Origin of the sequence: Hallella bergensis DSM 17361 (genome assembly GCF_000160535.1) — a bacterium.
In the GTDB taxonomy this organism is placed as follows: domain Bacteria; phylum Bacteroidota; class Bacteroidia; order Bacteroidales; family Bacteroidaceae; genus Prevotella; species Prevotella bergensis.
This window is the reverse complement of the sequence record NZ_GG704780.1, coordinates 960,814-973,669: the sequence shown is the minus strand read 5'-3', so window position 1 is coordinate 973,669 and position 12,856 is coordinate 960,814. Positions and strand designations below refer to the sequence as shown.

The following is a 12,856-nucleotide window of genomic DNA, read 5'->3' as shown; positions in this document are numbered from 1 at the left end:
ATATGAATACTATTCTTTTTTGCAGTTGCGGCCGCAGGGTTCAATTGCTCAAATTCTTGAAACAATCATTGGGTGACGATTGCAGGATTATTTGTGCGGACAACTCGCCGATAGCACCCGCGCTGTATGTGGCTGACAAACACTATTTGGTGCCCCGTATCACAGATGAGCATTATATCGATACAATTCTTAAAATATGCGAAGACAATGATGTTAAAGCCATAACCACATTGATAGATCCAGAGATAGAACTGCTTTCAAAAAATCGAGAGCTGTTTTTACAGCATGGCATCTTGCCGCTTTGTCCTGAGCGCAAAACGGCGGCGCGTTGTTTTGACAAATTTGAATTTTATAAATATCTTACCGGTAATGGTATACGCACGGTTTTAACCTATGATAGCGTACCCTCTTTCGAAGAGGGGCTGAAGAAAGGAGACATTAGTTTTCCTGTATTTATTAAGCCCATATCGGGGAGTGGTAGTGTCGGAATCCACAAGGTGCAGTCATTGGAGGAGCTTCGCGAATATTTTGACGAGGGAGCGTACACCTATATCATTCAAGAATTTATGGACTGCGACGACTGCGACGCTGATGTATATATCGACACGATTTCTCATGAGCCCGTGGCCGTTTTTTCCAAGCGTAAACTTGAGACGAAGATTGGTGGGGCCAGCAAGACGATATCCTTTAAGGATGAGCGGCTGTTCGACTTTGTTCGGGAGATTTGCAAAGTGTTGGAGTTTAATGGTCCTGTCGATATGGACTTTTGGTACAAAGATGGCGAGTACTATCTCTCGGAGGTTAACCCTCGGTTTGGAGGGGCGTACCTGCATGCGTATGGTGCAGGGGTCGACTTCTTCAAACTTATCGCGAACAACTTGAAAGGTGTCAGAAATCAGAGCATCATTGGACAATACAATGAAGACGTGTTGATGATGATGTATGACGGAGTAGTGATTGTGGAAAAAAAAGACTTGGTGAAGGAATTGTAAATATGAAACCCGAAAAACGTATTATTCTTTGCCTGGCTCACATGTCGGGCAATGAGCAGAAGTATATCAAGGAGGCATTCGACACCAATTGGGTGGTGCCGTTGGGACCGAATGTGAATGGATTTGAGGAAGACTTGAAACGTTTTGTTGCCTCCACCGGCTGCGCTGATAGGGCGGAAAGCCAATCGGAGAAGTCGAATCAAGGGTGTGGTTGCGCTGCGAAAAATTCCTCGAAAGACATCCAGCTGAAGAAGTCGAATCAAGATTGTGGCTGCGCTGCGAGAGATTTCTCGGAGGAGTGCTACCCAGAGCGTATTCAGCCACACGAGAACGACCCCGATAAGCTGTGGTTGGAAGGTGACGAACGGTTGAAGGACAAGCAGGTGGTGGCATTGGCATCGGGCACGGCAGCTGTGCATTTATCGCTCATTGGCGTGGGTGTAGAGGCTGGCGACGAGGTGATTTGCCAGAGCTTCACGTTCTGTGCCTCGTCGCATCCCGTGACCTACCTCGGAGCCAAACCAGTGTTTGTCGATTCGGAACGCGACACCTGGAATATGGACCCGGAACTGTTGGAGACGGCCATCAAGGACAGAATCAGCAAGACGGGTAAGAAACCGAAAGCCATCATCGTGGTGTATCTCTATGGTATGCCGGCAAAGATTGAAGCGATCAAGGCGGTGGCCGACAAATATGACATACCGCTCATCGAGGATGCCGCCGAGGGCTTGGGCTCACGCTATCGCGGACAGGTGTGCGGCACGTTTGGCGAATATGGCGTGCTCAGTTTCAACGGCAACAAGATGATTACCACGTCGGGCGGCGGCGCGCTGATTTGTCCCGATGAGGCGGCGCGCAACAACATCATGTTCTATGCTACACAGGCGCGTGAGGGCTATCCCTACTATCAGCACGAGAAGATAGGCTATAACTATCGGTTAAGCAATATCTGCGCGGGCATCGGACGCGGACAGATGACCGTGCTCGACGAGCACATCGCTCATCACCGTCATCTCGCGCGACTATATGCCGAGGCCTTTGCTGAGGTGGACGGCATCGAGTTCCACGATAATCCCTCACCGGAGATGGACTCCAACTTCTGGCTCAACACCATCACCATCGATCCGAAGTTGAACATCAAGGGGCAGGAGAATGCCTACAAGTCCACGGTGAAAAGTGCCGTAGGCGGGGCAGCCGGCGTCATCCATTTTGTGGACAGCGCCCACACCGACTGCGAGCCCAATGCCAACGTGGAGGCTCTGCGCGTATGGCTCGATGGGGCCAACATCGAGAGTCGTCCGCTGTGGAAACCGATGCACAAGCAACCCTGCTACAAGGATTGCGCGGCCTATACCAACGGCGTGAGCGAGGAGCTTTTCAAGATAGGGATGTGTCTGCCCAGTGGTCCATTAGTGACGGACGAAGACGTGGCTTATATCGTGAAAAGTATCAAGGAGGCTATCGTGTAGGAACAACCTCCATATCAAAATAAAAATTCCCCCATCAGCTCGTCAAGGCTGATGGGGGAATTTTTATGCGATGAATCGAAACCCCGAAATCATGGGGCTATGTATGGACACAAAAAAACCGCCCAGGCGGTAAGCCATGGGCGGAGTCTCTCTTTTTTTCTTTTCCGTTAAATTCAGAATTACTCTGAAACAACAGTTGTGTCGGTTGTTGTCGTAACAACAGCAGTATCGGTGATCGTTGTGTCAACAGTCATGGTATCAACAGATACAGTGTCTGTGCCCTCCTCTGTAACAGGAGCTGGTTTGTTACTGTTGCAAGATGCGAAAGAGATAGCTGCGATAGCTACGAACATAAAAACTAATTTCTTCATTTTCTTTGCTTTTTTAATCTGTAAAACAATCAATGTTTATTAAAACGTTGCAAAGTTACGTATTTTTTCAATATCCGCAATTGTTTTTTATAGTTTTTTTCGGCAATTCCCTGTAACTTTTTGTAATGCGTTGAAAACAAAGCAATTACATCGTATTAATAAAAGTTAAACAATCCATATCTTATCACCTGATTTAATTTAAAAGGCCTTTTTAAGGCTGTTTTCGCAGGAAAACGCTACCTTTGCAAGTGCAAAAATACACACGAAATGATCGATTCAAGTGCTTTTCAAGGCAAAAAGGCTGCCTATTATACACTGGGCTGCAAGCTCAATTTTTCTGAAACGTCCACGTTTGGCAAGATGCTGGAGCAGATGGGCGTCACATCGGCAGGCAAGGGTGAACGGGCGGATATTTGCCTGATCAACACCTGTTCGGTAACCGAGGTGGCCGACCGCAAATGCCGTCAGGCCATCCATCGCATGGTGCGCGAGCATCCTGATGCCTTGGTTGTGGTCACGGGGTGCTATGCGCAGTTGGAGGGCGAGAAGGTAAGCCAGATCGATGGGGTGGACCTGGTGTTGGGTTCCAACGAGAAGGCCGACCTCATTCAGCATCTTTCCGAGGCCTGGTCGGATCCGCGCGCCCAGGCATTGCATCAGTTCCGGGGTGTTAAGACGAGCGATATCGTGAGTTTCCAGCCCTCGTGTGCCCGTGGAAACCGTACGCGCTATTTTCTGAAAGTACAGGATGGGTGCAGCTATTTTTGCACCTATTGCACCATACCCTTTGCCCGCGGTCGTTCACGCAACCCCAGCATCGCGTCGCTTGTGGCCCAGGCCGAGGAGGCGGCCGCCGAAGGGGGCAGGGAAATTGTGCTCACGGGCGTCAACATCGGTGATTTCGGTCGTACCACGGGAGAGCGCTTCATCGATTTGGTTAAGGCACTCGACCGAGTGGAGGGCATACAGCGCTACCGCATCAGCAGTTTGGAGCCCGACCTGCTTGACGACGAGTTGATCGACTATTGTGCCCACTCGCGCGCGTTCATGCCTCATTTCCACATCCCCCTTCAGAGTGGCAGCGACGAGGTGCTGACCCTTATGCGCCGCCACTACGACACGGCATTGTTTGCCCGAAAAATCCATCTCATCAAGCAGAAAATGCCCGATGCCTTCATTGGTGTGGACGTGATGGTGGGCTGTCGTGGCGAAAAGCCGGAATACTTTGAGGACAGCTACAACTTTCTGAATGCCCTGCCCGTCTCCCAACTACACGTGTTTCCTTATTCCGAGCGCCCCGGCACAGCCGCCCTGCGTATTCCCTACGTGGTGAGCGATGCCGACAAGAAGCAGCGATCCAAGCGCCTCTTGGAACTTTCCGACCAGAAAACGCAGGCGTTCTATGCGCAGTATGTCGGGCGCGAGGCCGAGGTGCTCTTCGAGCGCGCCACACGGGGCAAGGCCATGCACGGTTTCACCGATAACTACATCCGCGTGGAACTGTTCCCGCGCGAGGCCCGCGAGGAGTTCGACAATCAGATCATTCGCGTGCGCCTCGGCGATTTCACACCCGACAAGACTGCCCTCCGCGCCACCATATTATAAATAGCTCAAATCTTTAACCCCATGCATACAGCCATCGTTATCTTAAACTGGAACGGTGCCCACATGATGAAGACCTATCTGCCCACCGTTTTGGACTATTCGCAGGACGAGGGAGAGGTGTGGGTGGCCGACAATGCCTCCACCGACAACTCGATGGACATGCTCCGTCGCGATTTTCCGCAGGTGAGAACCCTACAGCTCGACCAGAACTATGGGTTTGCCGAAGGCTACAACAGGGCTTTGTCACAGATCGAGGCTGACTACTATGTGTTGCTCAACTCCGATGTGGAGGTCACGCCCGGATGGCTCACCACGCTGCGCAGCTACATGGATGCCCATCCGGAGGTCGCTGCCTGCCAGCCCAAGTTGCTCTCCGTGTTTGCCCGCGACAAGTTTGAATATGCAGGTGCATCGGGCGGTCTGCTCGACAAATACGGCTACCCTTTTTGTCGCGGTCGCATTTTCGACACGGTCGAGACCGACAGAGGACAGTATGACGATGTGGCCCAAATACACTGGGCCACCGGGGCCTGCCTCATGGTTCGGGCCGAAGACTATTGGCGGGTGGGCGGTCTCGACGGTCGCTTCTTTGCCCACAACGAGGAGATCGACTTCTGTTGGCGGCTCCGCCTCTTGGGTGGTGCCATTGTGTGTGTGCCGCAGAGCGTCGTGTATCATGTGGGAGGCGGCACACTGCCCAAGGGCAACCCCATGAAGACCTTCCTCAACTTCCGCAACAACCTCACCATGCTCTACAAGAACCTGCCCGACGACCAACTCTCCCACGTCATGCGCGTGCGTTGCTTCCTCGATTATCTGGCTGCGTTCCAGACGCTCATCCTCAACCGCAACGTGGCCGATTTCAAAGCCATTATCAAGGCGCGCCGAGCCTTTCGCAAGTGGCGTCACTCCTTCGATGCCGACCGTGCCGACATCCAGTCCCGCAGGGTGCCCACGCAGGTGGACGAGCTTGCGCCCCTCTCCATCATCTGGCAATATTATGTCAGGAAACAGAAGCAATTTACAATTTACAATTTATAATGTATAATTGGCTGCGCGTTGATTCTTCGTTCTTCATTCTTCTCTCTAAACCTCTCTTCATTCTTCACTCTTCCCTCTTAATTCTTCACTTTTCATCTTCCACCGTTTCTGTTGCATCAACTTGCTCAACGCGCAGCCAAATTGTGAATTATGAATTTTGAATTATGAATTGAAAAAACGCGCAGCCAAATTGTGAATTTTGAATTATGAATTATGAATTGCAAAACCCTCCGCTCGGCTTCGCCGAATCTTAGAATATCAGGAGAATATCTTTTCATGGACATAAGGCTCATCGCAGAAAATCTTCACGCTCTTGCTTCGCAAGATTAATCTTAGAATATCTGCATCGCCACAAAGCGTATTTTGCAGCGGCATTCACGACATTATAAGAGAGAAGAGTGAAAAGTGAAGAACGAGGAGTGAAGAGTGAAGAATCAACGCGCAGCATAATTGTGAATTGAAAATTGTGAATTTTGAATTATATTTCTTCCTTTATAACTGTCAATTAATAATAATTATGCGGTAAAAAGTTGGGATAACGAGCTTTTCTTTATAAATTTGCAATAAAATAAACAAAGAATATGACACGGCATTATTTAGACTCGTTAGACCGGAAAATCTTAAAACTTATTGGCGAAAACGCCCGCATACCTTTCTTAGAAGTGGCACGGGAGTGCGAAGTAAGCGGTGCAGCCATTCATCAGCGCATTCAGAAACTCACCTCCTTGGGGGTGCTGAAAGGCTCGGGCTTCGTGATCGACCCCGAAAAGATTGGCTATGAGACGTGCGCCTACGTGGAACTCTATCTCAAGGATCCCTCCACCTTCGACGACGTGGTGGAGAAACTCCGACAGATACCCGAGGTCACCGAATGCCATTTCACCACGGGCGGTTGCGACCTGTTCATTAAGCTCTATGCCAAGAACAATCACCACATGCTCAACATTATCCACGACCAGTTGCAGCCGTTGGGACTCTCGCGGAGCGAGACGATCGTCAGCCTCAATGTGGCCATCGACCGCCAACTGCCCATTCCGAGTGAGGAGGACGCGACAGACGACGACGATGATGAGTCGGAAGACGAGATGGCGGATAAAACGGAAGAAGGAGTGGGGGACGACTTGTAGAATCCCCGCGGAACCGACAACGCAGCCCCACCCGTGTCCGAGAGAAGGCATGCTGCCGACGGTTTACGGCGTTGGCATTTGGTCGCCGCGCCTGCTATCATACTGAATCAAGGAAAAGCCCCGATGCTTTTCCTTTTTTGTTTCCTGCCAGTGGCTCATATCTATCTCCGGAAAGACGGTGTCGAACTGCGTTGGCGTGTCGTCGACGAGGGTGAGATAGATGCGATGGGCCACGGCAAGGGCCTGACGGTAAATGCTTTCACCACCAATGATGAACACCTCCTGTTCGCCACGACAGCTCGCTATGGCTTGTTCGAGCGAACCGAAAACCTCGCACCCGACAATGTGCGTGCGGCTTCGGCTCACCACGATGTTGCGGCGATGGAGCAAGGCGCCGTTGGGCAGAGAGTCGAACGTGTGGCGCCCCATGATGATGGTGTGACCGGTGGTGAGCGCCTTGAAGTGCTTCATGTCGTCGGGCAGATGGTAGAGCAGGTGGTTGCGAAAGCCGATGGCCCGGTTGCGGGCCATGGCCACGATGATGCTGATTCTCATGGGACAGGGGCTTCTTCGTTGGGCAACACCTCGGGGGACAGTTCGGGCAGGTGCGTGCTTTTGATTTTCCACGCTTGGGGATAGAGGTTGTTGGCTCGGTTGCCAATGTTTTTGACCAAACCCAAGGGTTGATGGCGGTAGGTGATGAGGACAAAGCCGCGCGGCGTGTCGGGCGGCAGCACGATGGCCTCCTTGCGCAGATAGCTGATGGCCGTGGCATAGTCTGCCTCGATGCGGGGGAAAGCATCGGGGGCGAGGGCTGTGGACAGGGCGAGCGACGTGTCGGGAATGATGTCGCGACCCTTGTCGGTGCCCAATGTCACGCCGGCGTGCAGCACACGCAAGGTGGTTCGTGCACGCTCGTAGATGTGCTGCCATCGGACAGGCACTCCCACAACCTGCTCCTGGTCTCGGGCGATGGCGACATCAGGGGCGACCCATGCCCGACATGCGTTGCCGATGGCCGACGTCTCCTGCGCCTTCGACTTGCCCCGTCGTTGCTTCCTGTCCGCCTTGCCGGCACGAGTGTCGAGCTGCGACAAGGCCGGCACGTGGTCTCCGTGCTTCCGGAGCACCGCGACAAAGAATCCTTCGCCCTTTGTCTTGCCGGGAATAAACCGGCAGACGGGGTGGTCGTCGATGAGCGACCCCGTGATGCCCCACTCGGGTGGAGTCTCGATCTCAACGAAGTCGGCACCGAGCGTTCGGGCAATCCAGTCCACGTTCTCCTCGTTCTCGTGGGCGTTGAAGGTGCAGGTGGAATAGATCAGGAGGCCGCCCTCGGCCAGACAGGGCCAGATGTCGGCGATGATCGATCGCTGGAGTTGCCAGCATTTCTCCACGTTCTGCATGCTCCATTCGCCCACTGCGCCCTCATCCTTACGGAACATCCCCTCTCCCGAACAGGGCACATCGGCCAGAACGACATCAAATCGGAGTCCGCTCTGCCGATAGTCTTTTGGAAAATTATGGGTCACCACCACGTCGGGGTGACCGAATTTCTGCACGTTTTCAGAAAGGATGGATGCGCGAAGCCTGACGGGTTCGTTGGCCAGGATGAGGCTCCCCGTGGGCAGTGCGGCGCGTGCGGCCGTGGTCTTGCCACCCGGAGCAGCACAAAGGTCGAGCATGAGCACGGGGTCATGAATGAGTTGGCGCAGAATATAATCGATGAACATGGACGAGGCCTCCTGCACATAATACAGTCCCGCATGAAACAGCGGGTCGAAGGTGAAGTTGGGCCGGTCCGCGAGATAAACCCCCTGACCGCACCAAGGCACGGGCGAAGCCTGCGGCAGACCGGCCGACGGCCCGTGCTGACACAGCGTGGTTTTGAACGGGTTGAGGCGTATGCTTGTCGGTGCCTCCTGTGCCAACCCCTTGATAAAGGTGGCATAGAGGTCGTCGCCCAGCAGTCGTCGCGTATATTCCTCAAAATCGCGGGGTAATGTCATGTCCATCGATGTTTGGTGGCAGCCTTGCGTTGCCCGGTTTGCTTTTTCATAAAAAGGGAACTATCGATTGCAAAAATAGTTTTTTTTTCCTTACTTTGCAACTAATTGCGATGTCGTTTCGTCCAACAAACGGAAAATCAAAAAGAAAAGAGAAACATGAAACAGTATTTGATAGCATTAACCCTGATGTTTGCGCTCAATGCCGGAGCTGCCGGCGTTCAGCCACGTCATCGCCATCATCCGCAAACCGAAAAGGCGGACTCTACCGTTCGCGATGAACAGCAGATGATTTCTGACACCACCGTTCACGATGAGTTGGAGGCTTTTTCAGACACCACCGCCGCCAAGTTGGCCGGAGAAGAGGACACCGTATATACCTCGGGCACCACCATCACGTTTGACGACAGCGACGATTTGGAGTCGTGGGTAGGCAAAACCTTGATGAAGTTGGTGGGCGGAACCATTGGCATCGGCGGCGTCATCATCGCCATTCTGATCATCCTGGCCGTGCTGCTCTGCATCTTGGCTCCGTTTATCTTAGTGGCGCTTGTCATCCGATACCTTATTAATGGGCACAACAACCGTGTGGCTCTGGCCGAAAAGGCCATGGAAACCGGCCAACCCATACCCGACGAGATGAAGCCCGTGGCACGCGAATCGCCCGACTTTTACAAGAAGCGAGGCATCAAGAACATCGCCATCGGCGTCGGCCTGACCGCCATGTTTGCCGTTTGGGGTGCGGACATCCTGATGGGTGTGGGAATTCTGATCGCCTGTCTGGGCGTGGGACAATTGGTCATCGCAAAGACATCGAAGTAGGTGGACCGGGCTGAGGAAATCAGATTGGTGACACAGGTGGCTGTGTTCCATCATCAACGTGCTTTCGACCAGTTGATGCGGGAATATCAGTCGCCCGTTCGCCGATTCTTCCTTTCGCAGACTCTGGGCGACAGTCAGCTGAGCGACGACCTCGCGCAGGACACCTTTGTCAAGGCCTACACCCACATCTCGCAGTTCCAGGGGCGCTCGTCGTTCCTCACCTGGCTCTTTCGCATCGCCTACAATGTGTTCTACGACCATGTGCGGGGGCGGAAGGAAACCACCGATATCGACACGCCGGCCATCACCGGACGGAGTGCGGGGACGGAGGATGGCAGCCTCAAATTAGACCTGTATGATGCCCTCCAACTGCTCAGCGAGAGTGAGCGCACGTGTGTCACGCTTCAGCTGATGGAGGGACAGCCCATTGACAAGATCGCCGAGATCACCGGCATAGCGGCCAACACCGTGAAGAGTCACCTTGCCCGGGGCAAGAAAAAGATGGCCGGCTTTCTCCGAGCCAACGGCTATGGATAAGGAGAAACGGAGGAGACACCATGACACCAAAAGAAAAGCAAATGCAGAAAGACAATGAAATAAAAACCGACGATGAACTGCTGATGCAGTTTTTCGATGCCGCGCGGCAGGATATTCCCGACAACGGGTTTACCCGCCAGGTGATGCGTAGCTTGCCACGCCGTGCGCAGCGCATGAACAGGATATGGACCCTGACGTGTGTGGCGATCGGTGCGGCCATACTCCTGTTGTTTGATGGACTGGGCGAGTTGCGCGAGGTGGCCGGCAAGGTGGTCGGCGACGTGCTGGGTTACTTCTCGCTGATAGGCTCCACGGGAATCGCGCCCTCGGTTGTGCTCGGTTCAGCCGCCGTGTTGGGCTTGGTGTGGCTGTACAACGTCCTGTCTATTCAAAGATGATGTTCACGCCGCCCTCATGTTCCTCCGGAGCCGCCTCCGGTTTGGGCTTGGGCGGATTCTTGAGCTTCCCCTTTTCGTCGAACATGCCGTAGGTGGTACGTAGCACTAAAAATTCGGTGCGGCGGTTCAGCTGATTGCATATCTCCTGCTTCTTCTCATCCTTCATCGCCTTGATAAACTCTTCTGAAAGCACATCCCCCGCTTTCAGCCAGTTGTATTTCTCCGCCACCTTCCTGTTGACGGTCTTGGGTTTTTCCTTGCCATACCCCATGGGGGTGAGCCGGTCGGCGGCAATGCCGTGGGCAATGAGATAGTTGACCACCGACTCGGCGCGCCTCTGCGAGAGTCGTTTGTTGTAGGTCGAGGCCCCCTTGTAGTCGGCGTGGGCACTCAGCTCGATGGTGATGTTGGGATTCTCGTTGAGCATGGTCACCAATCGGTCGAGGGCCACTTTTGACGTGTCGCGCAGGGTGGCCTTGTCGAAATCATAGAAGATATTGTCGATCAGTGTCGGCACGGAGATGTTGGCCAAGGCAAACTGCAGCGTGGTGTCGCGCGATTCCTTCGGGTTGACCAGCGCCCGTACCTCCTCTTGGTGGTTGAGGTAGCCCTGGCAGGCGGCAAGAAACAGATAGGTGACGCCCTCGTCGAGCACCTTGGTAAACGACCCGTCGCTACGCACGCTGAGTCGTTCGTTGGTGCCGTCGTCTCCCACAACATACACCTGCGCCGCCGGCAATTCGTAGCCGTCCATCTCGTAAACCCAGCCCTTGACCGTTTGCACAATCTCTGGGTTTTCGAACGAATAGATATGGTCCCATCCGCGCGCATCGTTGCGGTTACTCGAGAAGAAGCCGCGGTTGTGCGCACCCTCAAAGGTGAGTCCGAAGTCGTCGCCCGGCGAGTTGAGCGGATAGCCGGGGTGGGCGAGGCTCCATCGCCCGTCTTTTCCCACCTTGGCGATAAACACATCCAGCCCGCCCAGTCCGGGATGCCCGTTGCTCGAGAAGTAGAGGTCGCCGTTGGGTCTGAAGGTGGGAAACATCTCGTCGCCCTCCGTGTTGATAGGCGCCCCCAGATTCTCCACACCGCCATATCCCCCAGGCGTTATCCGCACCCGCCAGATGTCGAGTCCGCCCTTGCCCCCGGGCATGTCCGAGACGAAGTAGAGCCACTGGCCATCCGGCGACATCGCCGGGTGGGCATAGCTCGAGAGTGTGTCGTTGGTGAGTTTCACCTCCGTGGCCTTGCTCCACGCCGCATCCGAGCGGTTCGATTTCACGATCTGCGCATAGCGGGGATAGGACGGGTCGCTGACACATTGGGTGAGATACATCTCCCGCTCGTCGGTCGAGAAGCTGGCCGCGCCCTCCTCGTGTGGCGTGTTTAGTCCTCCCGTCACGGGTTCCGGCTTGCTCCATTTACCCTTGTCATCCTTTTCAGACATGAAGATGTCGGCCGGCTTGGTGCCCGTGATGCCGCTGAGCTCATCGCCCAGAGCCTCGTTACGGGTGGAGGTGAAGTAGAGTTGGTCGTGATTGTCGCCAAAGAGCATCGGCGAATACTCAGCCCTGCGCGAGTTGAAGACCGTCATTTTCCTGACCGTGTACCTGCTGCCCAGCTCCTTGATGCCGGGGGCCGACCGGGCCGACTGCAATCCCACCTGAGCCGGTTTCGAGTCGGGTAGGGAGTCGAGCACGGCCAGAAATTCCGCCTCCGCCTCCTTGTAGCTGCCGTTTTTCAGCAGCAACTGTCCCAGCAGCAGGCGGTCTGCGGCATCGTCCTGCTGATATCTGATGGTGTTGCGGAAAGCCGCAATGCCCTTGGCCGTCTGCAAACTCTTGGCATAGCAGAAAGCCATTTTCTTGGCAATAGCCCCCCGTCGGTCGCGCCTTTTGGGTTCCGTCTTCCGGTAGGCCTGCTTGTATTCGCTGGCCGCGTCATAGTATTCGCCCAGTGCCAGATGCTTCTCGGCGCGCTTGAGGTTGCGCTCGGCACCGCACGACACCAACACCAAGGCTGCCAACAGGATTCCTGCCACAGATTTATGTCTGAATCTACATCTCATCATTGTCTATAACGCAACACCCGTGGATATTATTGTACGAGCGTGCGTGATGTTCCAAACAGTGAGCACAGACGTCTACACCGTCTGTTTTCCTCCCTGCCAGGGCAGCCCCCATCCCACCATTTCGCCAGAAAATTTGTTACTCCCCCTCCCAAAAATCCGTGAAATAATCCTCAGCCATCAATTCTCGAAATAGTCCCACCCTGATTTTTTGGTTTCGAACTATCTAGCTGAGAAGTAATAGGTTACCGTTTGGATGGATGCGGATAGGTAACGATTTAGAAATGAGCAGAGTGCTTTGAAGTACATCGTTTTGGATAGCCAAAGAACGCTCACTATTATCACTTGCAAAGGTAGTGATTCGTGGGAGAAAGTGAGCGTTCTTGCGTGATTTTCTTCTTAAAAGTTTAGTCTGAGTCC

13 protein-coding genes are annotated in these 12,856 nt (G+C 53.8%); 8 read left to right on the top strand and 5 right to left on the bottom strand.

Translation table 11 applies throughout. From position 1 onward, the window contains the following. Positions 1-2 precede the first annotated feature (2 nt). Together HMPREF0645_RS03650 and HMPREF0645_RS03645 are read left to right on the top strand one after the other, a co-directional pair. A complete protein-coding gene (locus tag HMPREF0645_RS03650; RefSeq protein ID WP_007173513.1) occupies positions 3-992 on the top strand; it encodes an ATP-grasp domain-containing protein in 990 nt (329 codons plus the stop codon). Positions 993-994: 2 nt separating this feature from the next. Further along, positions 995-2,461: a DegT/DnrJ/EryC1/StrS family aminotransferase gene (locus HMPREF0645_RS03645; RefSeq protein ID WP_007173512.1), complete on the top strand. Its 1,467-nt coding sequence runs from the start codon at positions 995-997 to the stop codon at positions 2,459-2,461. A 179-nt stretch (positions 2,462-2,640) separates the two neighbouring features. On the opposite strand, the gene HMPREF0645_RS03640 is transcribed toward HMPREF0645_RS03645, so the two are convergent. Continuing rightward, positions 2,641-2,832, bottom strand: coding sequence for a hypothetical protein (locus tag HMPREF0645_RS03640; RefSeq protein WP_044123272.1), 192 nt, complete (start codon positions 2,830-2,832; stop codon positions 2,641-2,643). Between the two features lie 267 nt (positions 2,833-3,099). On the opposite strand from HMPREF0645_RS03640, the gene mtaB reads away from it, so the two are divergent. From mtaB to HMPREF0645_RS03625, 3 genes are all read left to right on the top strand, one after another. Then, complete coding sequence (gene mtaB / locus HMPREF0645_RS03635; protein ID WP_007173510.1) at positions 3,100-4,437, top strand: tRNA (N(6)-L-threonylcarbamoyladenosine(37)-C(2))-methylthiotransferase MtaB; 1,338 nt, start codon at positions 3,100-3,102, stop codon at positions 4,435-4,437. Positions 4,438-4,458: 21 nt separating this feature from the next. Next, positions 4,459-5,478, top strand: a complete 1,020-nt coding sequence (locus HMPREF0645_RS03630; protein WP_007173509.1) for a glycosyltransferase family 2 protein — start codon at positions 4,459-4,461, stop codon at positions 5,476-5,478. Between the two features lie 581 nt (positions 5,479-6,059). Beyond that, positions 6,060-6,605 (top strand): Lrp/AsnC family transcriptional regulator, encoded by a 546-nt coding sequence (locus HMPREF0645_RS03625; RefSeq protein ID WP_007173508.1) that lies wholly within the window; start codon positions 6,060-6,062, stop codon positions 6,603-6,605. Positions 6,606-6,668: 63 nt separating this feature from the next. Here HMPREF0645_RS03625 and HMPREF0645_RS03620 read toward each other — a convergent pair whose 3' ends face one another. Together HMPREF0645_RS03620 and HMPREF0645_RS03615 are read right to left on the bottom strand one after the other, a co-directional pair. Then, positions 6,669-7,160 carry a dihydrofolate reductase gene (locus HMPREF0645_RS03620; protein ID WP_007173507.1) on the bottom strand — a complete coding sequence of 164 codons (492 nt, stop codon included), beginning with the start codon at positions 7,158-7,160 and terminating at the stop codon, positions 6,669-6,671. Beyond that, positions 7,157-8,614 carry a methyltransferase RsmF C-terminal domain-like protein gene (locus tag HMPREF0645_RS03615; RefSeq protein WP_044123271.1) on the bottom strand — a complete coding sequence of 486 codons (1,458 nt, stop codon included), beginning with the start codon at positions 8,612-8,614 and terminating at the stop codon, positions 7,157-7,159. Before HMPREF0645_RS03615 ends, HMPREF0645_RS03620 begins: the two co-directional genes overlap by 4 nt. 156 nt (positions 8,615-8,770) lie before the next feature. Between HMPREF0645_RS03615 and HMPREF0645_RS03610 the strand changes: the two genes are divergently transcribed. From HMPREF0645_RS03610 to HMPREF0645_RS03600, 3 genes are read left to right on the top strand one after another with little or no spacing between them, the layout of a single operon-like run. Beyond that, entirely contained in the window at positions 8,771-9,433 is a 663-nt protein-coding gene (locus HMPREF0645_RS03610) for a DUF6249 domain-containing protein (protein ID WP_007173505.1), read from the top strand. Further along, on the top strand, positions 9,434-9,970 hold the full coding sequence (locus HMPREF0645_RS03605; RefSeq protein WP_007173504.1) for an RNA polymerase sigma factor: 537 nt from the start codon (positions 9,434-9,436) through the stop codon (positions 9,968-9,970). It begins immediately after the preceding gene. Between the two features lie 20 nt (positions 9,971-9,990). Then, positions 9,991-10,368, top strand: a complete 378-nt coding sequence (locus HMPREF0645_RS03600) for a DUF5056 domain-containing protein (protein WP_007173503.1) — start codon at positions 9,991-9,993, stop codon at positions 10,366-10,368. Here HMPREF0645_RS03600 and porE read toward each other — a convergent pair. Together porE and HMPREF0645_RS13945 are read right to left on the bottom strand one after the other, a co-directional pair. Beyond that, positions 10,355-12,439 carry a PorE family type IX secretion system protein gene (gene porE / locus HMPREF0645_RS03595; protein WP_007173502.1) on the bottom strand — a complete coding sequence of 695 codons (2,085 nt, stop codon included), beginning with the start codon at positions 12,437-12,439 and terminating at the stop codon, positions 10,355-10,357. The genes HMPREF0645_RS03600 and porE overlap by 14 nt on opposite strands. A 223-nt stretch (positions 12,440-12,662) precedes the next feature. Continuing rightward, the coding region (locus tag HMPREF0645_RS13945) for a hypothetical protein (protein WP_419185636.1) at positions 12,663-12,856 on the bottom strand (194 nt) is incomplete at its 5' end.